This is a genomic window from Streptomyces sp. FXJ1.172, assembly GCF_001636945.3.
Taxonomy (GTDB): domain Bacteria; phylum Actinomycetota; class Actinomycetes; order Streptomycetales; family Streptomycetaceae; genus Streptomyces.
On the sequence record NZ_CP119133.2, the window covers coordinates 5,491,050 to 5,510,910 of the forward strand.

Below are 19,861 nucleotides of genomic sequence, written 5' to 3' on the forward strand. Positions count from 1 at the left end.
TCGACATGAAGTCTCTTGACTTCAAGTGTCTTGACATCGAGATAAATCGGGGAGGACAGTGGGAGGCATGACGAACCCCATGCCGAACCCCGTGCCGAACTCCTCGCAGTCCGCGGCGAACCCCGTGTGGGACCCCGGTCAGTACCTGCGGCACGCCGGTCACCGGGCCCGCCCCTTCGCCGACCTCCTCGCCCGCGTCCCCGCCCTCCCCGCGGCGGCACCGCGCATCGCCGACCTCGGCTGCGGCCCCGGCAACGTCACCGTCCTGCTCGCCGACCGCTGGCCCGGCGCGCACATCACCGGCTACGACAACTCGCCCGAGATGCTCGACGCGGCCCACGCCGGCCACGAGGGCCCCACGGCCGGGGGCGGCCGGCTGGACTTCGCCCCCGCCGACGTGCGCACCTGGGCGCCCGAGGAGCCGTACGACCTGATCGTCTCCAACGCGACCCTGCAGTGGGTGCCGGGCCACGCCGACCGGTTCGCCGACTTCGTCGCCGGCCTGCGCCCCGGCGGCGCCTTCGCCTTCCAGGTGCCCGACAACATCGACGCCCCGCTGCACGCCCTGATGCGCGACCTCGCCGGCACCCCCCGCTGGAAGGCCCGCCTCGCCGACGTCCTGCGCCGCACCGACTCCGTGCACACCCCCGGCGACTACCTGGACCGCCTCGCCCGCCTCGGCTGCGCCACCGACGTGTGGCAGACGACGTACTTCCACGTCCTTCAGGGCGAGGACCCGGTCCTGGACTGGGTCAAGGGCACCGGCCTCAGGCCCGCCCTGACCGCGCTCGCCGACGACCCCGAGGCGCGGGAGGCCTTCCTCGCCGAGTACCGGGACCTGCTGCGCGAGGCCTACCCGAGCGCGCCGTACGGCACGGTCATGCCGTTCCGCCGGCTGTTCGCCGTCGCCGTGAAGGGGGCCTGAGCATGCTCCTCGCGGTCGATCATGTGCAGCTGGCCGCCCCGCCCGGATCGGAGGACGCGCTGCGGGCGTACTACGCCGGCGTCCTCGGTATGACGGAGATCCCCAAGCCGCCCGTACTGGCGGCGCGCGGCGGCTGCTGGTTCGAGGCGGGCCACGTCCAGCTCCACCTCGGCATCGAGCGTGCCTTCCGCCCGGCGAAGAAGGCCCACCCGGGCCTGCGGGTGACGGGGATCGAGGCGTACGCGGCCCGGCTCGAAGCCCTCGGCGCCCCGGTGACCTGGGACGACAACCTCCCCGGCCACCTGCGCTTCTACTCCGAGGACCCGGTCGGCAACCGCCTGGAGTTCCTGGAGCCGGCACCCTGAGCGGGCGATCGCCCGGCCCCGCTCACGCCTTCCGGTGCCCTATCAGCCGGGGCTTCTGCTCCAGCCCGTCCAGGCCGTGCCAGGCCAGGTTCACCAGATGGGCCGCGACCTCGGCCTTCTTCGGGCGGCGCACATCCAGCCACCACTGGCCGGTCAGGGCGACCATGCCGACCAGCGCCTGCGCGTAGAGGGGCGCGAGCTTGGGGTCGAAGCCCCGGCTCTTGAACTCGCGGCCCAGGATGTCCTCCACCTGCGTGGCGATGTCGGAGATCAGCGAGGCGAAGGAGCCGGTGGACTGCGGGATGGGGGAGTCACGGACCAGGATGCGGAAGCCGTCCGTGTACTCCTCGATGTAGTCCAGCAGGGCGAAGGCCGCCTGTTCGCACAGCTCGCGGGGGTGGCCGGCGGTCAGCGAGCTGGTCACCATGTCCAGCAGACGGCGCATCTCGCGGTCCACCACCACCGCGTACAGCCCCTCCTTGCCGCCGAAGTGCTCGTACACCACCGGCTTGGACACCCCGGCCTTCGCCGCGATCTCCTCCACCGAGGTGCCCTCGAAGCCCTTCGCCGCGAAGAGGGTGCGACCGATCTCCAGCAGCTGCTGGCGGCGCTCGGCGCCGGTCATACGGGTCCGGCGGGTCCGCCGCGGTTTGTCGTTGCTGGAGGTGCTGCTGGAGTCGGTCGCCACGGCGTCAATCATGCCGCCTCGGCGCTCGCCTTCCGGCGCCCGGAGCCGTCGGCACCGGTGTTACGGCGCGAATCGATACGTGAGCGTGACGGCCAGCGCACGTCGTACGCCCAGCCGAGCAGCTCGAAGATGCGGATGAAGCGCGCCGAGGAGTCGACCTGGCCGCGCATCACCCCGTGCCGTGCCGAGGTCGGGTCGGCGTGGTGCAGGTTGTGCCAGGACTCCCCGCACGACAGCACCGCGAGCCACCACACGTTGCCCGAACGGTCCCGCGACTTGAACGGCCGCTTGCCCACCGCGTGGCAGATCGAGTTGATCGACCACGTCACATGGTGCAACAACGCCACCCGGACGAGTGAACCCCAGAAGAACCCGGTGAACGCGCCCCACCAGGACATCGTCGCCAGACCGCCGATCAGCGGCGGCAGCCCCAGGGACACGGCCGTCCACAGCACGAACTGCCGGGAGATCGCCCGGATCGCCGGGTCCTTGACCAGATCCGGCGCGTACTTGTCCTGCGGAGTCTGCTCCTCGTCGAACATCCATGCGATGTGGGCCCACCACAGGCCCTTCATCAGTGCCGGGACCGTCTCCCCGAACCGCCACGGAGAGTGCGGGTCGCCCTCGGCGTCGGAGAACTTGTGATGCCTGCGGTGATCGGCCACCCAGCGCACCAGCGGGCCCTCGACGGCCAGCGACCCCATGATCGCCAGCGCGATCCTGAGCGGCCGCCTGGCCTTGAACGAACCATGGGTGAAGTACCGGTGAAAACCGATCGTGATGCCGTGGCACCCGAGGAAGTAGAAGAAGACCAGCAGGCCCAGGTCGAGCCAGCTCACCCCCCAGCCCCAGGCCAGCGGCACGGCCGCCACCAGTGCCAGGAACGGCACGATGATGAACAGGAGCAGCGTGATCTGCTCGATCGAACGCTTCTGCTCGCCGCCCAGCGTGGCGGAGGGGGTGGAGGTGTCGGTGGCCGTACGGGCTTCTTCGATCACATCGGAACTTGAGGTCATGCGCGTCCCCTGTGGGGTCGAGGGTCGGGGCAGTCGCCGGGCCGCCGGGACCGGACGGGAGTGGACGGCACTTCCCTACGGTTCCGTAACCTACGGCGACGTAAGTATGGCAGCGTGTCGCGCCGCGGCAAGAGCCCGAGAGCCTGCGCGTCCGGACGGACACCTATCCTTGGACTCGGTCGGACAGCGCGGTCCGCTGAAGTTTCCTTTCCCGGACGCTCCGGCCCGTATGCGGCTCCCGCCGCGCGGCAGACCGCCGGGTTCCCTCCCAGACGAGCTTCAACACTGCAAGGAGCCGCACCTGTGAGCAGTGCCGACGACCAGACCACCACGACCGGCAGCGAGCTGCGCGCCGACATCCGCCGCCTGGGTGATCTCCTGGGCGAGACCCTCGTACGGCAGGAAGGCCCCGAGCTGCTCGACCTGGTCGAGAAGGTCCGCCGCCTCACCCGCGAGGACGGCGAGGCCGCCGCCGAGCTGCTGCGCGGCACCGAACTGCAGACCGCGGCCAAGCTGGTCCGCGCCTTCTCCACCTACTTCCACCTCGCCAACGTCACCGAGCAGGTGCACCGCGGCCGCGAGCTGCGCGCCCGGCGCGCCGCCGAGGGCGGCCTGCTCGCCCGCACCGCCGACCGGCTCAAGGACGCCGACCCCGAGCACCTGAAGCAGAGCGTCCAGCACCTCAATGTCCGCCCGGTCTTCACCGCGCACCCCACCGAGGCCGCCCGCCGTTCGGTCCTGAACAAGCTCCGCCGCATCGCCGCGCTGCTGGACGCCCCCGTCGCCGACACCGACCGCCGCCGCCACGACGTCCGCCTCGCCGAGAACATCGACCTCGTCTGGCAGACCGACGAACTGCGCGTGGTGCGGCCCGAGCCCGCCGACGAGGCCCGCAACGCCATCTACTACCTGGACGAGCTGCACGCCGACGCCGTCGGCGACGTCCTGGAGGACCTGACCGCCGAGCTGGAGCGCGTCGGCGTCAAGCTCCCCGACGACACCCGCCCCCTCACCTTCGGCACCTGGATCGGCGGCGACCGCGACGGCAACCCCAACGTCACCCCCCAGGTCACCTGGGACGTCCTCATCCTCCAGCACGAGCACGGCATCAACGACGCCCTGGAGATGATCGACGAGCTGCGCGGCCTGCTCTCCAACTCCATCCGCTACGCCGGCGCCACCCGGGAACTCCTGGACTCCCTCGACGCCGACCTGGAGCGGCTGCCCGAGATCAGCCCCCGCTACAAGCGCCTCAACGCCGAGGAGCCCTACCGGCTCAAGGCCACCTGCATCCGGCAGAAGCTGGAGAACACCAAGGAGCGCCTCGCCAAGGGCACCCCGCACGAGGACGGCCGCGACTACCTCGGCACCGGCGAACTGCTCGCCGACCTCCGCCTCGTCCAGACCTCGCTGCGCGAGCACCGCGGCGGCCTGCTCGCCGAAGGCCGCCTCGGCCGCGTCATCCGCACCCTGGCCGCCTTCGGACTCCAGCTCGCCACCATGGACGTCCGCGAACACGCCGACGCCCACCACCACGCCCTCGGCCAGCTCTTCGACCGCCTCGGCGAGGAGTCCTGGTGCTACGCCGACATGCCCCGCGAGTACCGCGCGAGGCTCCTCGCCAAGGAGCTGAGGTCCCGCCGCCCGCTCGCGCCCACCCCGGCGCCCGTCGACGCGGCCGGGCAGAAGACCCTCGGCGTCTTCGAGACCGTCAAGAAGGCCCTGGAGGTCTTCGGCCCCGAGGTCATCGAGTCCTACATCATCTCCATGTGCCAGGGCGCCGACGACGTCTTCGCCGCCGCCGTCCTCGCCCGCGAGGCCGGCCTGATCGACCTGCACGCCGGCTGGGCGAAGATCGGCATCGTCCCCCTGCTGGAGACCACCGACGAACTCAAGGCCGCCGACACCATCCTCGAGGACATGCTCTCCGACCCGTCCTACCGGCGCCTGGTCGCGCTGCGCGGCGACGTCCAGGAGGTCATGCTCGGCTACTCCGACTCCTCCAAGTTCGGCGGCATCACCACCAGCCAGTGGGAGATCCACCGGGCGCAGCGGCGGCTGCGCGACGTCGCCCACCGCTACGGCGTACGCCTGCGGCTCTTCCACGGCCGCGGCGGCACCGTCGGCCGTGGCGGCGGCCCCTCCCACGACGCCATCCTGGCCCAGCCCTGGGGCACCCTGGAGGGCGAGATCAAGGTGACCGAGCAGGGCGAGGTCATCTCCGACAAGTACCTCATTCCCTCCCTCGCCCGGGAGAACCTGGAACTGACCCTCGCGGCCACCCTCCAGGCCTCCGCCCTGCACACCGCGCCCCGCCAGTCCGACGAGGCCCTCGCCCGCTGGGACGCCGCCATGGACGTCGTCTCCGACGCGGCCCACGCGGCCTACCGCCGCCTGGTCGAGGACCCCGACCTGCCGGCGTACTTCTTCGCCTCCACGCCCGTGGACCAGCTCGCCGACCTGCACCTCGGCTCGCGCCCCTCGCGGCGGCCGGACTCCGGCGCCGGGCTCGACGGCCTGCGCGCCATCCCGTGGGTGTTCGGCTGGACCCAGTCCCGGCAGATCGTCCCCGGCTGGTTCGGTGTGGGATCCGGGCTCAAGGCCCTGCGGGAGGCGGGCCTCGACACAGTCCTGGACGAGATGCGCCAGCAGTGGCACTTCTTCCAGAACTTCCTCTCCAACGTCGAGATGACCCTCGCCAAGACCGACCTGCGCATCGCCCAGCACTACGTCGACACCCTCGTCCCGGACGAACTCAAGCACGTCTTCGACACCATCAAGGCCGAACACGAACTGACCGTCCGCGAGGTCCTGCGGATCACGGGCGAGCGGGAACTGCTGGACGCCCAGCCCGCCCTGAAGCAGACCTTCACCATCCGCGACGCCTACCTGGACCCGATCTCCTACCTCCAGGTCACCCTGCTCAGGCGCCAGCGCGACGCGGCGGCCGCCGGCGCCGAACCCGACCCACTGCTCGCCCGCGCCCTGCTCCTCACCGTCAACGGCGTGGCCGCCGGCCTGCGCAACACCGGCTGACACAGACCGCGCACAAGAGTGCCCCCGAGGTCGTACGACCCCGGGGGCACCCTGCTTCCTCAGCTCACCGGGCTCACTGGAGCGCCACGAACGCCGCCGTCAGCAGCCCCGCGCCGGACAGTCCCAGCACCCACGCCGCCCGCGTCAGCCGCATCCCGCCCGCGACCACCACCGAAGCCAGCAGCAGCGCCCCGCCGAGCGGCAGCCAGGCGTACAGGATCCCCGCCGGCCCCGAACGCACCGCGTCCGACGTACCCGGCTTCAGCACGACGTCGTACGTCTGCCCCTCGCGCACCGCGACGGACTGCGTCAGCTCCACACGCGCGCGTGCCCGCGCACCCGCCGACGTCGGCGTGAACGGGCCGGTGCACATCCCCCCGGTACAGGACGTCACCCGGACCGTACCGGCCTCGCGGCCCTTGGCCAGCATCACGTGCTGCGCGGTCCCCCAGGAACCCCACACCCCGGCGAACAGGATCAGCGCGGCGACCGCGCCCATGGCCGCGACCCGCCCGAGGCGCAACGCGGACACGGACACCTGGCGGGCAGTGGTGGCTGTGGCAGGCATGGCCGGGATCATTGGCCATACCCGCACAGCAGGTCAACTCCCGTGCCCGCCGTAGAAGTACATGTCAGGAGTTGTACGCGCTCTGCGCCCGCTCCAGCCCCTCGATCACCAGACACTCCACCGCGTCCGCCGCACGGTCCACGAAGTAGTCCAGCTCCTTGCGCTCCGCCGACGAGAAGTCCTTCAGCACGAAGTCCGCCACCTGCATTCGCCCCGGCGGTCGCCCGATCCCGAACCGCACCCGGTGATAGTCCGAACCCATCGCCTTCGTCATCGACTTCAGACCGTTGTGCCCGTTGTCCCCGCCGCCCAGCTTCAGCCGCAGCACGCCGTAGTCGATGTCCAGCTCGTCGTGCACGGCCACGATGTTCGCCACCGGCACCTTGTAGAAGTCCTTCAGCGCGTTCACCGGACCACCGGACAGGTTCATGTACGACATCGGCTTCGCCAGCACCACCCGACGGCTCGCCGGCCCCGCCGGACCGATCCGCCCCTCCAGCACCTGCGCCTGCGCCTTGCCCGCCCGCTTGAACTTCCCCCCGATCCGCTCCGCGAGCAGATCCACCACCATGAACCCGACGTTGTGCCGGTTCATGGCGTACTCCGGCCCGGGATTACCGAGCCCGACGATCAGCCAGGGATCACTGGCGGAGGTGGTCACGTCCATGTCTCCTTGATACGCGCCAGCCGCCGCTCCCCGGGAGGGGAGCAGCGGCTGAACAGATGACGACGCCTACGGCGATCAGGCCTCGGCAGCCTCTTCGGCGCCCTCGGCGGCCTCGCCCTCGGTCTCCTCGGCCTGCGCGGCCAGGACCTGCAGCACGACCGCGTCCTCCTCGACGGCCAGCGTGGTGCCCTTCGGCAGCACGATGTCCTTCGCGAGAACGGAGGCACCGGCCTCCAGGCCCTCGACGGAGACGGAGACCGACTCGGGGATGTGCGTGGCCTCGGCCTCGACCGGCAGCGCGTTCAGCACGTGCTCCAGCAGGTTGCCGCCCGGGGCCAGCTCGCCCTCGGTGTGCACCGGGACCTCGACCGTGACCTTCTCACCACGCTTGACCAGCAGCAGGTCGACGTGCTCCAGGAAGCCCTTGATCGCGTCACGCTGCACGGCCTTCGGGATGGCCAGCTCGTTGGTCTTGCCGTCGATGTCCAGGGAGATCAGGACGTTCGGCGTACGCAGCGCCAGCAGCAGGTCGTGGCCCGGCAGGGTCAGGTGCAGCGGCTCGGAGCCGTGGCCGTACAGAACACCCGGAACCTTGCTGTCACGGCGGATGCGACGGGCGGCACCCTTGCCGAACTCGGTACGGGTCTCGGCGGAGATCTTCACCTCGGACATGCTGATCACTCCTCGTAGAGGTAGGAACGGACGGGGTCACCCGGCCACGAACGGCCTGCTACGAAGAGCGCGTCGATAACGGACCGCCGTACACACGAGTACGGCCTCCCTCGCCGAGCAACTGCAGCAGTCTACTCGGAGGGGAGGCCGCACCCAAAAGGATCTTCAGCGAGCGCTAGCGCACCGCGCGCAGAAACCTCACTGCTCGTCGAAGAGGCTGGTCACCGAGCCATCCTCGAACACCTCACGCACCGCGCTCGCGATCGTCGGAGCGATCGACAGCACCTTGATCTTGTCCAGGTCCGCCGCCAGCTCACCCGGCGTCGGCAGCGTGTTCGTGAACACGAACTCGCTCACCCGCGAGTTCTTCAGCCGGTCCGCGGCCGGGCCGGACAGCACACCGTGCGTCGCCGTCACGATCACGTCCTCGGCACCGTGCGCGAACAGCGCATCGGCAGCGGCACAGATCGTCCCACCGGTGTCGATCATGTCGTCCACCAGGACGCACACCCGCCCCTTGACCTCACCCACGACCTCGTGGACGGTCACCTGGTTCGCCACGTCCTTGTCGCGCCGCTTGTGCACGATCGCCAGCGGCGCACCGAGCCGGTCGCACCAGCGGTCCGCCACCCGCACCCGGCCCGCGTCCGGCGACACGACCGTCAGCTTGTCCCGGTCCACCTTCTCGCCCACGTAGTCGGCGAGCAGCGGCAGCGCGAAGAGGTGGTCGACGGGCCCGTCGAAGAAGCCCTGGATCTGATCGGTGTGCAGATCCACGGTCAGAATCCGGTCGGCACCCGCCGTCTTCATCAGGTCCGCGATCAGACGCGCCGAAATAGGTTCACGACCCCGGTGCTTCTTGTCCTGCCGCGCGTAACCGTAGAACGGCACGATCACCGTGATGGAACGCGCCGACGCACGCTTCAGCGCGTCGATCATGATCAGCTGTTCCATGATCCACTGGTTGATCGGAGCCGTGTGGCTCTGGATCACGAAGCAGTCCGCACCACGCGCCGACTCCTGGTACCGCACGTAGATCTCGCCGTTGGCGAAATCGAAGGCCTTCGTCGGGACGACCCCGACACCCAGCTGGTGGGCGACCTCCTCGGCAAGCTCGGGGTGGGCGCGGCCGGAGAAGAACATCATCTTCTTCTCGCCGGTCGTCTTGATCCCGGTCACAGCACAGTCTCCTCAGAGGTTGTCTCATCCAGCCGGCTGCTCGTACGACCTCCCGTCTGGGCATGAGAGGCCGAACCAGCTGGTAGGGGTGCGGGTGCACGCGTGCGGATGTGCACTTATCACGGTACGCCGTGTTCGGCGCACACGATTCCGGTCAGTCCTCGCTCTCGCCCTCCCGGGACGCCGCCTCGGCCGCCTTCGCCGCCGCGCTCCCGGGCCGCTTGCGAGCCACCCAGCCCTCGATATTCCGCTGCTGACCACGGGCCACGGCCAGCGAACCGGGCGGCACGTCCTTGGTGATCACGGACCCGGCGGCGGTGTAAGCACCGTCCCCGACCGTGACAGGAGCCACAAACATGTTGTCCGAACCCGTCCGGCAATGCGACCCGATGGTGGTGTGGTGCTTGTCCTTGCCGTCGTAGTTCACGAACACGCTCGCCGCGCCGATGTTCGAGTACTCACCGATCGTCGCGTCACCGACGTAGGAGAGATGGGGCACCTTCGTGCCCTCCCCGATGGCGGCGTTCTTGGTCTCGACGTACGTCCCGATCTTGCCCTTCGCGCCCAGACGGGTGCCGGGCCGCAGATACGCGTACGGCCCCACGGTCGCGTCCGGACCGATCCGGGCGGAGTCGGACACGGTGTTGTCCACCCGCGCCCCCGCACCCACCTGGGTGTCCTTCAGCCGGCTGTTCGGCCCGACCTCGGCACCCTCGCCCAGGTGCGTGGCACCGGTGAGCTGCGTACCCGGGTGCACGACCGCGTCCCGCTCGAAGGTCACGGTCACGTCGACCCACGTGGTGGCCGGGTCGATCACGGTCACCCCCTCGAGCATCGCGGCCGTCAGCAGCCGGTCGTTCAGGATCCGCCGCGCCTCGGAGAGCTGCACCCGGTTGTTGATCCCGGCGATCTCCCGGTGGTCGCCCGCCACGGAGGCACCGACGCGGTGACCGGCCTCGCGGAGAATGCCCAGGACGTCCGTGAGGTACTCCTCACCCTGACTGTTGTCCGTCCGCACCTTCTTCAGCGCGTCCGCCAGCAGCTGCCCGTCGAACGCGAACACCCCGCTGTTGATCTCCCGGATCGCCCGCTGGGCCTCGGTCGCGTCCTTGTGCTCCACGATCGCGGTGACGGCACCGGTCGCGTCGTCGCGCACGATCCGCCCGTACCCGGTCGCGTCCGGCACCTCGGCCGTCAGCACGGTCACCGCGTTGCCGTCGGCGGCGTGGGTGGCGGCGAGCTGCTTCAGCGTCTCGGCGGTGAGCAGCGGGGTGTCCCCGCACACGACCACCACGGTCCCGTCCACGGTGCCGCCCAGCTCCTCCAGACCCATCCGTACGGCGTGCCCGGTGCCGTTCTGCTCCGCCTGCACGGCGGTCCTGGTGCCGGGGTCGATCTCGGCGAGGTGCGCGGCGACCTGCTCACGGGCGTGCCCGACGACGACCACGAGGTGCTGCGGGTCCAACTCACGGGCGGCGGCCAGCACATGGCCCACGAGGGAACGGCCGCAGATCTGGTGCAGGACCTTCGGCGTGGCCGACTTCATACGGGTGCCCTCACCCGCTGCGAGAACGACGACGGCGGCCGGGCGAATGGCGCTCACGGGGTTGCCCTTCGGCTCTGGATGGGTGGGGATACAGCCGCAGGATACCGGGGCGTTTCGTGGGGGACATGAGAGCGGGCCCTGGCGGTGGTGACACCGGTCAGGACCCGAACCGAACAAGGCTCCCCCGCCAGGACTCGAACCCGGACAGATGGCACCAAAAGCCACAGTGCTGCCAATTACACCACGGGGGAACATCTCGACCAAACCGGACATTTAGTCAGGCTGTCGAGCGGCGCCTCCTACTATGCCGTACCAGGCACCCTCCATGCGACGGTACAAGTCGGCGCTCTTGAGTACGTAGATGACCAAGCAGCCGTGATAGGCGTCCGCGGTGTTCCTCCGATTCGTGCGGGGGTTGTGCTTCTTGAGGGTGCTCGACTGGAACGTTGAGCGGTCCACCCCGACCAGGCCGGCCCAGAAGGCCTCGGCTGTCACGACGTCCGCAGATTCGTGAATGCTGACACGGAATCGCATACGGTCGCGTTCTACTCCTAGCGACGTGAGCCAGGCGAGGTAGAAGCGGATCACGTTGGGGTCGCTGTTGATGAATTGCAAGTTCTCACGCCGTTGGTCGCTGTAGGCCTTGTCCTTGGCTCCCTCGGCCCAATAGAGGACGACGCCCGCCAGGAACAGCTCGCGTTCCGAGAGGTCGCCGACCGCCAGCCTGGCCGTTTCCTTGGTCTGTTGCCGCTCCTCGTCCCGGATGCGCAGCTTCTCCTCCCAGCCCCTGCGCGCGATGGCCGCTGCCTCGTCGGTGCTGCGCTTGCGCTCTGGCCTCGGCAGATCGCGCACCCACAGCGAGATCGAACTCTTCGAGCACCCCAGCTCGACCTGGATCTGGTCGTACGTCCAGCCCTGGCGTCGTAGCTCCCGCGCCTTGTCCCGGAGGTCGTCCTTCGCGTTCGGGCGCTTGGTCCAGTCCGGCGGGGGCTCGCCCTCCAGGAGGCGGTTGAGGATGTCGTTGTTGTCGACGTGCAGGCGGTCGCGGATCTGTCGTCGGCTGAGGCCCGCCCGTCGCAAGGCCACGGCCCGCTTCCGTAAGCCCTCGAAGTCGGCGTATTTGCCGTGTGCATGTGTCATACGCATACCGTCCTGGCGGAATGATCCGTTCCGGACGTGAACGAGTGTGGTTCACCAGTTCGAGGGATACCGGGTCGTTTCGAGGCCGTTCGGTCACACAGTGTGGTGTGTCGCGGTAGGCGAAAGTCGCCGGAAATGGCGGACCGGTCGCCCTTAGGCTGGACGCATGACCACGACGGGGGAAGAGCATGCCAGGGGACTGACCGGTCCCTGGTGGTGGGCCAGGTGGCGCAGTGCGGTGCTCGACGGGAGTCTCGCGCTGGCGTCCGCCGTGGAGTGCGGTGCGGAGGGGGTGTCGTTCGCCCGGGACGCGGGGATCCCGCTGTGGGTGGGGGTCCTGTTCGGGGTGATCGCCGGTTCGGCGCTGCTGGTGCGGCGCCAGTGGCCGATCGCCGTCGTGCTGGTCGCCATCGCGATCACGCCGGCCCAGATGGGCTTCCTGATGGGCGTCGTCGGCCTGTACACGCTGGCCTCGTGCGAGCTGCCGCGGCGGATCATCGGCGGGCTGGCGGGGATGTCGCTGCTGGGCACGATGATCGTGACGTTCGTACGGGTGCGGCAGAGCACGGCGCGCGGGGATCTGACGCTCGGCGACTGGTTCGTGCCGTTCGCGGCGGTGACGACGTCGTTGGGGCTGACGGCTCCGCCGTTGCTGTTCGGGCTGTACGTGGGGGCGCGGCGGCGGTTGATGGAGAGCCTGCGGGAGCGGGCGGACAGCCTGGAGCGGGAACTCCAGTTGCTCGCGGAGCGGGCGGAGGAGCGGGCCGAGTGGGCGCGGGGCGAGGAGCGGACCCGGATCGCGCGGGAGATGCATGACGTCGTCGCGCACCGGGTGAGTCTGATGGTGGTGCATGCGGCTGCTCTGCAGGCCGTCGCCCGGAAGGATCCGGAGAAGGCTGTGCGGAACGCGGCGCTGGTGGGGGACATGGGGCGGCAGGCGCTGACCGAGTTGCGGGAGATGCTCGGGGTGTTGCGGGCCGGTGAGGACGTGGCGGGCGGCAGGCCGGTCGCGGGGGTGCCGTTGGCGGCGGTGGGGGAGGCGGCCGCGGCCGCGGCTTCGCGGGCCGTGGCGGAGGACGGGCCCTGTCTGTCGGAGCTGGACGAGTTGATCGGGCAGTCGGCGGCGGCGGGGATGGTCGTGGAGTTGTCGGTGATGGGGGAGGTGCGGTCGTATGCGGCGCAGGTCGAGCAGACGGCGTACCGGGTGGTGCAGGAGGCGTTGACGAACGTCCACAAGCATGCGGCGGGTGCGAAGACGCATGTGCGGTTGGCGCATCGGGTGTCGGAGATCGCGATGCAGGTGGAGAACGAGGCGCCGCCGGAGCCGGGTTCCGCGTCGGCGGCACGGCTGCCGTCGGGCGGGAACGGTCTGGTGGGGATGCGGGAGCGGGTCGCGGCGCTGGGCGGCGTGTTCGTGTCGGGTCCGACGGATGCGGGGGGTTTCCGGGTGTCGGCGGTGATTCCGGCGGCGTAGGCGCCTGCCCGGGGGCTGCCCCGCTCCCGTGTGTCAGCCGGCAGTGAGGCGTACGGGTTCGATGCCGGTGATGAGGGTGGTGAGGGCGTGGTCGATGTCGGGGCCGACGTACCAGTCGCCGGTGTGGTCGAGGGTGTAGACGCGGCCTTCGGCGTCGATGGCGAGGGCGGCGGCGGTGTCGGTCTCCTCGCCGAGGGGACACAGTTCGGTGCCGAGGGCGCGGCCGAGGTCGCCGAGGGTGCGGGCGAGGTGGCGGCCGTGCAGGGGGTCGAGGTGGAGGGTGGCGGGGGCGATCTGCCGGCCGGGACCGCCCGGGGTGACGCGCAGGCCGCCGAATTCGGCCCAGGCCTCGACGGCGGCGGGGAAGACGGTGTGCCGGTGTCCGGCGGGTGAGACGTGATCGCGCAGGGCGTCGGCCCAGATCTCGGCCTGCTTTATGTCCCAGCGTCCGGGTTGCCAGCCGGCGGCGCGCAGGGCGGCGTCGACGGGGACGGGGAAGCGTGGTCCGGGTGCCCCGTGCTCGGCGTGCTGGGCGAGCTTCGGGGTGGTGGCGCGGTCGGGGTGCATCTGCCCTTCGTTCGTCGTGCCGGCGGTGGTGCGGCGGGGGTACTGGGGTTGGCGGCGGTTTGCGGCCGTCGGTTGCCGCGGGTCAGCCGTCGGTTGCCGTGGGGTCGACGACGTGGACGCCGAAGTGGGCGCTGAGGGCGGTACAGGCGCGGCAGGGGGCGGCGAAGCTGCCGTGGAGGGGGTCGCCGTCCTCGCGTATGCGGCGGGCGGTGAGCTTGGCGTGTTTGAGGGCTTTGCGGGCTTCGCCGTTGGTCATGGGTTTGCGGGCGGCGCGTTTGCTGCGGGTGGCGTCGGCGGCGCTGATGTGCCGGGAGATGAGGATGGTTTCGGCGCAGCGGCCGGTGAAGCGGTCGCGCTGGGCGCTGGTGAGGGTGTCGAGGAAGTCCTGGACGAGGGGGTGCAGGGCGGGGGGTGTGTCGCCGCGGGCGGCGGTGCCGGTGAGGGTGGCGCCGCGGACGGAGAGGGCGGCGGCGACGGTGGGCAGGATGCCGTCGCGCCGGTGACGGAGCGTGGGGGCGGCGGGTGTGCCGGTGCCGCTCCAGCCGATACGAGGGTCGCCGGCCCGCACGTCGGTACCTCCGGTGTGCAAGGTATTCATGATCGTTTTCCCCTCCCGGGCCTCCCTCGAAGGACACAGAGTGCCAAATGCCGTGGCTGGTGCGGAAGCTGGGGCGGCGCGACACGCCCGGGTCCGGGCTGGTCGTCACGGTGGGGTGACGGCGGGTGACGGAAGCGGAGGGGTGGTTTCCCCGGGATGCGGTGGGCCGGTGACCGTGGTGCGCGTACCGCATAGGCTGTCGCCATCCGCGATCGAACCGCCGCTTAGGGCCAGAGAGAACGCCGCAGGGGGCAACCGCCATGACGACAGGTCGGCTCGGGCAGCAAGCCGCGCCACCGAACGCGGCCTACGCCGGGCAGGTCGTGCACTTCCCGGATCCGGTCCGGGCGGCGCGTCACCCGAGAGGAGTACGGGTCGACGAGCGCGGTTACCCGGATTTCTCGCCGTACGCGCGCGTGGCGGTGGAGATCGCCGAGCCGCCGGACGGGTTCGGGGTCGACGAGCTGCGGCTGACGGACTACGTGTCGGCGAACGCGGCCTTGGCCGCGGCGGAACACGAGTTGTGGGACACGGTGCCGGATGTGGCGACGCCGCACGGCTGGACGTGGCACCACGCGCCGGGTTCGCGGCGGCTGGAGCTGATTCCGGTCGAGGTGAAGGCGTTGCTGCGGCATCACGGCGGGATCGCCACGGCGCCGGTGGACCACGGCAAGCGGGGCACGCGACCGTTGCAGGAGACGCGGCCGGCGCATTTCGGGCTGCCGAAGTCGGGTGTGGCGGTGACGGAGGCGCAGGTGCAGGGCGTCGAGGAGGACCTCGGCTACCGGCTGCCGGGCGCGTACCGCTCGTTCTTGAAGGCGGCGGGCGGTTGTGCGCCGGTGGGTACGGCGCTGGACGCCGAGTTGGGCCTGCTGGTGGACCAGCCGTTCTTCACGGTGCGGGACGAGGCGGCGGTCAACGACCTGGTGTACGTGAACAAGTGCCTGCGTGACCATCTGACGAAGGACTACCTGGGGGTCGCGTTCGTGCAGGGCGGTCTGCTCGCGGTGAAGGTGAAGGGCGAGCGGCTGGGTTCGGTGTGGTTCTGCGCGTACGACGATGCGCGTGACGTCGATCCGTCGTGGTCGCCGGCGGAGCGGGTGGAGCGGTTGCTGCTGCCGGCGGGTGACGACTTCGACTCGTTCCTGTCCCGGCTGGCGGGCAGTCCGCCGGAGTTGGAGACGGTGGCGAATCTGATGGTCGACGGTGGTTTCGCCCATGTCGTCCCGGTGTCTTCCGGTTCGGCGTCGTCCGGTCCGGTGGGGGAGTGAGCTTCAGGCGATGGTGACCTACGCGCAGGCGCAGGAGCGCGCCGAGGAGTGGATCAACGGTGACGTGCCCGCGTACCAGCATCGTGAGGTGCGGGTGCGGGAGTTCGAGCTGGGTTTCGTGGTGTGGGGCGAGGACCGGGCGGAGGGCCCGCGTTCGGACGCCGGCGCGCAGCGGCTCGTGATCGCCCGGGACAGCGGGGAGGCGACGCTGTGGCCCGCGCTGCCGGTGGGTGAGGTGATCCGCCGCTTCGAGGAGGAGTACGGCGGTCCCGACGGCCCGCAGGACGCGGCCGCGGCGCCGGCGCCCGCCCGTGTCGACCTGAACCAGACGTCGTTCCTGCTGACTCCTCCCGAGTGGTTGCAGGAGGCGGCGGACAAACTGGGCATCGGGGACCGGCGTCCGGAGGCCGCCGGGGAGGGCGTGGGTGCTGCGTCCGGTGGGGGCGTGAGTTCTGGTGCCGGTGCAGGTGCCGGTGGCAGTGGCAGTGCGGGGGCTGGGGCTTCGTCCGGTGGAGGGGCACTGGCGCAGACGCAGGCCGGGGTGCCGACGGGGGCCTCCGGTGCACCTGCACCTGCTGCACCTGCTGCACCCGGCGTGTCCGGTGCACCCGGCGTGTCCGGTGTATCCGGTCCGCCCGGGGCGGTCGCTCCTGCGGGTGCGCCTCCTGCGGAGGTGCCGTTGGGTGCCACGCCGTGGGCCGGTACCGATACGAACGGGGGTTCCGGTGAGGACGACCGTTCCGTTCCGCTGCCCGCGACGGTGTTCGCGCCGCCCCTGAGCGAATCCGCAGCGCCTCCCCGGCCGCCGGTGTCCACGCCGGACGCGAAGACGGCGCTGATGTCGGGGGGCAGCCAGCTGCCGCCCACGGCGGTCGCGCCGGCGCTCGGCACTTCGAACGTGCCGGGAGCACAGGGCTTTCCGCCGGGCGCGCAAGCAGGACCGTCCGCCCCGGCCGGTGTGCCGGGCGCTGCGCAGGGCAGCACGCCCCCGCCCCCGCCGCCCGGCACTCCGCCGTACGGCTACCCGCAGGCTCCGGGCGCGCCCGGCACGCCTGCGCCGGGCGTACCCGCCTACCAGCCGGCGCCCGGCACCCCGCTCCCGCCTCCCGGTGCGCCGGGTGCGCCGGGTGCCCCGCAGTTCAGTACGCCTCCCCCCGTGCCTCCGGGCGCCCCGCAGGGCAGCACGCCCCCGCCCGCGCCTGCGGATGCCCCTTCGTACGGCTATCCGCAGGGTGCCCCGGGCTACGGCTACCCGCAGGGGCCGGGCGGTGCGCCGAACGCGCCGCAGGCCCCGGCGGACCCGGGTACGTCCGGGCGGCAGCTCGCGCCGAACGCGGGGGACATCGCGGACGCCGCGACGAGCAAGGCCGCGCCGCCGCCGAAGAGGGCGCGCGGCGGAGCGGGTGCGCCGCCCCCGCCGCCGGGCGCCCCGGGAACGCCGGGTGCACGCCCGGGGAGTGCGCCGCCGCCCCCGCCGGGTGCGTCTGCGGGTGCGTACGCGCCGACGCAGTTCGCGCCGGCGCTCGGGCCGGAGGGGATCGCGGGTCCGGGCGCGCCGGGCGCGCAGGCGGGTCCGGCGGGTCCGGGTGCGCCGCAGCCTCCGGGCACCCCCAACCCGCCCGCCGCGCCTGCGGGCAATGTGCACCACGCGGCCACGGTGCTGGCCGATCCCAGCCAGTTGGGCGGGGGTACGCCACCCGCACCCGGCGCGCCGCAGCCTCCGGGCGCTCCCGGGGCTCCTGGTGCCCCGGCGCGCCGCAGCCTCCCGGCGCTCCTGTCGGTCCTGGCGCGCCCGGTGGCGGCCGGGGTGCCGTGCACCACGCGGAGACCGTGCTGGCCGCGCCGCCGGTGGCGGGGCCGGGCGCGCCTCCGCCGCCGCCCGCCCCCGGCGCGCCGGGCGCCCCCGGTATGCCGCCGGGCGGACCCGTTCCCGGGCAGCAGCCGGCGTACGGGTATCCGCAGCAGGGGCAGCCCACGGTCGGCCCCGGGTATCAGGCCGTGCTGCGCTACCGCGCGCAGGACGGCTCGGAGCAGCAGCTGATCCGGCGGTCGGCGCCGGGCACGCCGCACCCGGAGTGGCAGATCTTCCATGAGCTGCGGGTGATGAACGTGCCGCCGGACCAGGTGCTGGAGCTGCACACGGAGCTGGAGTCGTGCGAGCTGCCGGGCGCCTACTGTGCGCGGATGATCCGGGAGCAGTGGCCGCAGGCGCGGATCGCGAGCATCGCGCCGTACGGCACGGACCACGCGAGCCGGCAGCAGGGCATGCAGCAGTTGCTGGCGCATCAGGGTGAATTGCACCAGGTGGCGGACGGGCCCGCCCGGCCCGCTCCGGTGCGGGCGCCGCTGCCGCCGGTGCAGGCCGCGCCGCCGGTTGCGCCGGAGGGGATCGCACAGGAGCTGGCGGCGGCGTTCGGGCCGGGGGTCTTCCGGTTCGAGCAGCAGGCGGTGTCGCGGCAGGGCGTGCCGCCCGTCGTGGCGCACACGCTGGTCGTGGCCGGTCTGCCGGTGGACATGGGCCCGTTCTTCTGGGCGCAGGCCCAGCCGGGCCGGCCGGTGCCGACGCTGGCGGAGCTGGCGGCCGAGCGCGGGGTGCAGCCGGCGGCGGACGCGGGCTCGTACCTGGTGATGGGCACCGACTTCGGCAAGGCGATCTGTGTGCAGTACGGCACGGCGAACATCGTGGCCGTCCCCGTGGAGGCGGGTCCGGGCGGTGCTCCGGTGCCGCCGCAGTTCGTGAACACCGGGCTGCCGGAGTTCGCGCGCTGCCTGGCGCTGCTGGGCCGGATGTGGCGGCTCAGGTTCGGCCTGAACCAGGAGCAGGCGGGCCGCTGGACCGTCGACTTCCAGGCGCAGCTGGCCGCCCTGGACCCGGCGGCGCTCGGTTCGCCGGAGAGCTGGTGGTCGGTGCTGCTGGAGCAGATGTGGGACGGCCTGCTGTAGCGCGGGCCGCCCGGGAGTGAGCAGCGAAGTGCCCTTCACGCGTGCGTGAAGGGCACTTCGGCGTATCGCTGCCGCACGATCGGGCGGTTGCGCGTGGCGGTGCGCGTATTCGAGCGTGACGCGAGTGCGGAGTGTCGCGTTATGAACACTTCCACCCGATCCATCAAGATGTGCGCAAAATCAACCTGTCGTGCATCTCCGGTGGAGAGGGGTTCCCAGGGTGAGCAGTGCATCGATGCCGCCGCACGGCTTCACGACCGTCCGGGGGCGCGGCTACCGTCCCGATCAGGTGGAGGCCTTCCTGCAGGCGCTGTCGAACGACCGGGACGCCGCGTGGGAGCGGGCCGCGCGGCTGACCGTGCTCGCCCGGGAGATGGGGACGGAGGCCGCGCGCATGCGCGAGGTCGTCGCCCGGCTCGAGCCGCAGACGTACGAGGCGCTCGGTGAGGGCGCGGCGCGCATGTACCAGGTCGTGCTGGAAGAGGCGGCGGATCTCCGGGAGCGCACGCGGCGCGAGGCGGGCGAGCAGGTCGCGCAGGCCGAGGCGTACGCCGAGAGGGTACGCCGGGAGGCGCAGGAAGCCGCGGACGCGCTGCGCGCGGAAGCCGACGAATACGCCGACCAGAGGCTTCTCGCCGCGCACGCCGAGTCCGACGACCTGCGTATCAGTGCCCGGCGCGCGGTGAAACAAGGGCGCGCAGAGGCACTCGCGACGGTGCGTGAAGTGCGGCAGCGCACCACCGGCAGGCTCGCCGAGCAGTCCCGGAAGCAGGCCGAGCGGTGGGCCGAGGCCGAGCGGGTGGCGGCCGAACGGGCCGCCGCGCTGGACGCCGGGTTCGCCGAGCGGATGAGCCGGGCGGAGGCCGCGCTGTTCGAGGCCGAGCGGGCCCTCGAGGAGGCCGGGGAGGCGGCGCGCCGCAGCCTGGAGGAGGCACGCGCGCGTGCCGTCGAGATCATCGCCGACGCGCGCGTGCGCGAAGAGCGCATCGCCCTGGAGACGGAACAGGTGCTGCGCGAGCACGGCGAGACCTGGGACGTGGTGCGCGCGCAGATGGACAGCGTGCAGAACAGCCTGACGATGCTGACGGGACGGGCGGCGGACTAGCGGCGTACCAGCGGCGTACGAGCGGTGCAGAGGCGGCGGACCGGCGGCGGACCGGCGGCGCACGGGTGCCGGAGCGGTGGCGGACGGGCGCCGGGCCGGGG

At 71.6% G+C, this 19,861-nt stretch carries 16 protein-coding genes, 1 tRNA gene and 1 pseudogene; 7 read left to right on the plus strand and 11 right to left on the minus strand.

What is annotated here, in order from left to right:
* Positions 1–67 precede the first annotated feature (67 nt).
* A complete protein-coding gene (locus tag A6P39_RS24630; protein ID WP_234379028.1) occupies positions 68–925 on the plus strand; it encodes a trans-aconitate 2-methyltransferase in 858 nt (285 codons plus the stop codon).
* Between the two features lie 2 nt (positions 926–927).
* Entirely contained in the window at positions 928–1,290 is a 363-nt protein-coding gene (locus A6P39_RS24635; protein ID WP_067049995.1) for a VOC family protein, read from the plus strand.
* Between the two features lie 22 nt (positions 1,291–1,312).
* On the opposite strand, the gene A6P39_RS24640 is transcribed toward A6P39_RS24635, so the two are convergent.
* Both A6P39_RS24640 and A6P39_RS24645 read right to left on the minus strand, forming a co-directional pair.
* Positions 1,313–1,990 (minus strand): TetR/AcrR family transcriptional regulator, encoded by a 678-nt coding sequence (locus A6P39_RS24640; RefSeq protein WP_067049993.1) that lies wholly within the window; start codon positions 1,988–1,990, stop codon positions 1,313–1,315.
* Complete coding sequence (locus A6P39_RS24645) at positions 1,987–2,994, minus strand: acyl-CoA desaturase (protein WP_067049990.1); 1,008 nt, start codon at positions 2,992–2,994, stop codon at positions 1,987–1,989. Before A6P39_RS24645 ends, A6P39_RS24640 begins: the two co-directional genes overlap by 4 nt.
* 303 nt (positions 2,995–3,297) lie before the next feature.
* Between A6P39_RS24645 and ppc the strand changes: the two genes are divergently transcribed.
* Positions 3,298–6,030: a phosphoenolpyruvate carboxylase gene (gene ppc / locus A6P39_RS24650; RefSeq protein ID WP_067049988.1), complete on the plus strand. Its 2,733-nt coding sequence runs from the start codon at positions 3,298–3,300 to the stop codon at positions 6,028–6,030.
* A gap of 73 nt (positions 6,031–6,103) precedes the next feature.
* Here the strand turns inward: ppc and A6P39_RS24655 are convergent, their stop codons facing one another.
* The 7 genes from A6P39_RS24655 to A6P39_RS24685 form a co-directional block, all read right to left on the minus strand.
* Entirely contained in the window at positions 6,104–6,610 is a 507-nt protein-coding gene (locus A6P39_RS24655; protein WP_199840882.1) for a hypothetical protein, read from the minus strand.
* 52 nt (positions 6,611–6,662) lie between these two features.
* Positions 6,663–7,265, minus strand: a complete 603-nt coding sequence (gene pth, locus A6P39_RS24660; protein ID WP_067049985.1) for an aminoacyl-tRNA hydrolase — start codon at positions 7,263–7,265, stop codon at positions 6,663–6,665.
* Positions 7,266–7,340: 75 nt separating this feature from the next.
* A complete protein-coding gene (locus tag A6P39_RS24665) occupies positions 7,341–7,937 on the minus strand; it encodes a 50S ribosomal protein L25/general stress protein Ctc (protein ID WP_067049982.1) in 597 nt (198 codons plus the stop codon).
* A gap of 198 nt (positions 7,938–8,135) precedes the next feature.
* On the minus strand, positions 8,136–9,116 hold the full coding sequence (locus A6P39_RS24670; protein ID WP_067049979.1) for a ribose-phosphate diphosphokinase: 981 nt from the start codon (positions 9,114–9,116) through the stop codon (positions 8,136–8,138).
* Between the two features lie 154 nt (positions 9,117–9,270).
* A complete protein-coding gene (gene glmU, locus A6P39_RS24675; protein ID WP_079133546.1) occupies positions 9,271–10,719 on the minus strand; it encodes a bifunctional UDP-N-acetylglucosamine diphosphorylase/glucosamine-1-phosphate N-acetyltransferase GlmU in 1,449 nt (482 codons plus the stop codon).
* A 122-nt stretch (positions 10,720–10,841) separates the two neighbouring features.
* A tRNA-Gln gene (locus A6P39_RS24680) sits at positions 10,842–10,913 on the minus strand.
* A 22-nt stretch (positions 10,914–10,935) separates the two neighbouring features.
* Positions 10,936–11,802, minus strand: a complete 867-nt coding sequence (locus A6P39_RS24685) for a hypothetical protein (protein WP_067049972.1) — start codon at positions 11,800–11,802, stop codon at positions 10,936–10,938.
* Between the two features lie 166 nt (positions 11,803–11,968).
* Here A6P39_RS24685 and A6P39_RS24690 point away from each other — a divergent pair, with 166 nt between their 5' ends.
* Positions 11,969–13,276: a sensor histidine kinase gene (locus A6P39_RS24690; RefSeq protein WP_067049969.1), complete on the plus strand. Its 1,308-nt coding sequence runs from the start codon at positions 11,969–11,971 to the stop codon at positions 13,274–13,276.
* Positions 13,277–13,309: 33 nt separating this feature from the next.
* Here the strand turns inward: A6P39_RS24690 and A6P39_RS24695 are convergent, their stop codons facing one another.
* Positions 13,310–13,843 (minus strand): SUKH-3 domain-containing protein, encoded by a 534-nt coding sequence (locus tag A6P39_RS24695; protein ID WP_079133545.1) that lies wholly within the window; start codon positions 13,841–13,843, stop codon positions 13,310–13,312.
* An 82-nt stretch (positions 13,844–13,925) separates the two neighbouring features.
* A complete protein-coding gene (locus tag A6P39_RS24700) occupies positions 13,926–14,441 on the minus strand; it encodes a YwqJ-related putative deaminase (RefSeq protein ID WP_067049966.1) in 516 nt (171 codons plus the stop codon).
* Between the two features lie 260 nt (positions 14,442–14,701).
* On the opposite strand from A6P39_RS24700, the gene A6P39_RS24705 reads away from it, so the two are divergent.
* The 3 genes and pseudogenes from A6P39_RS24705 to A6P39_RS24715 all read left to right on the plus strand — a co-directional run bounded on the left by A6P39_RS24705 (position 14,702) and on the right by A6P39_RS24715 (position 19,760).
* Entirely contained in the window at positions 14,702–15,712 is a 1,011-nt protein-coding gene (locus tag A6P39_RS24705; protein WP_067049962.1) for an SMI1/KNR4 family protein, read from the plus strand.
* A 10-nt stretch (positions 15,713–15,722) separates the two neighbouring features.
* Positions 15,723–18,655 (plus strand): annotated as a pseudogene (locus A6P39_RS24710) (SUKH-4 family immunity protein).
* 220 nt (positions 18,656–18,875) lie between these two features.
* The gene (locus A6P39_RS24715) at positions 18,876–19,760 is read left to right on the plus strand and encodes a DivIVA domain-containing protein (RefSeq protein WP_067049956.1); all 885 of its coding nucleotides are present in this window, start codon (positions 18,876–18,878) and stop codon (positions 19,758–19,760) included.
* Positions 19,761–19,861 lie beyond the last annotated feature (101 nt).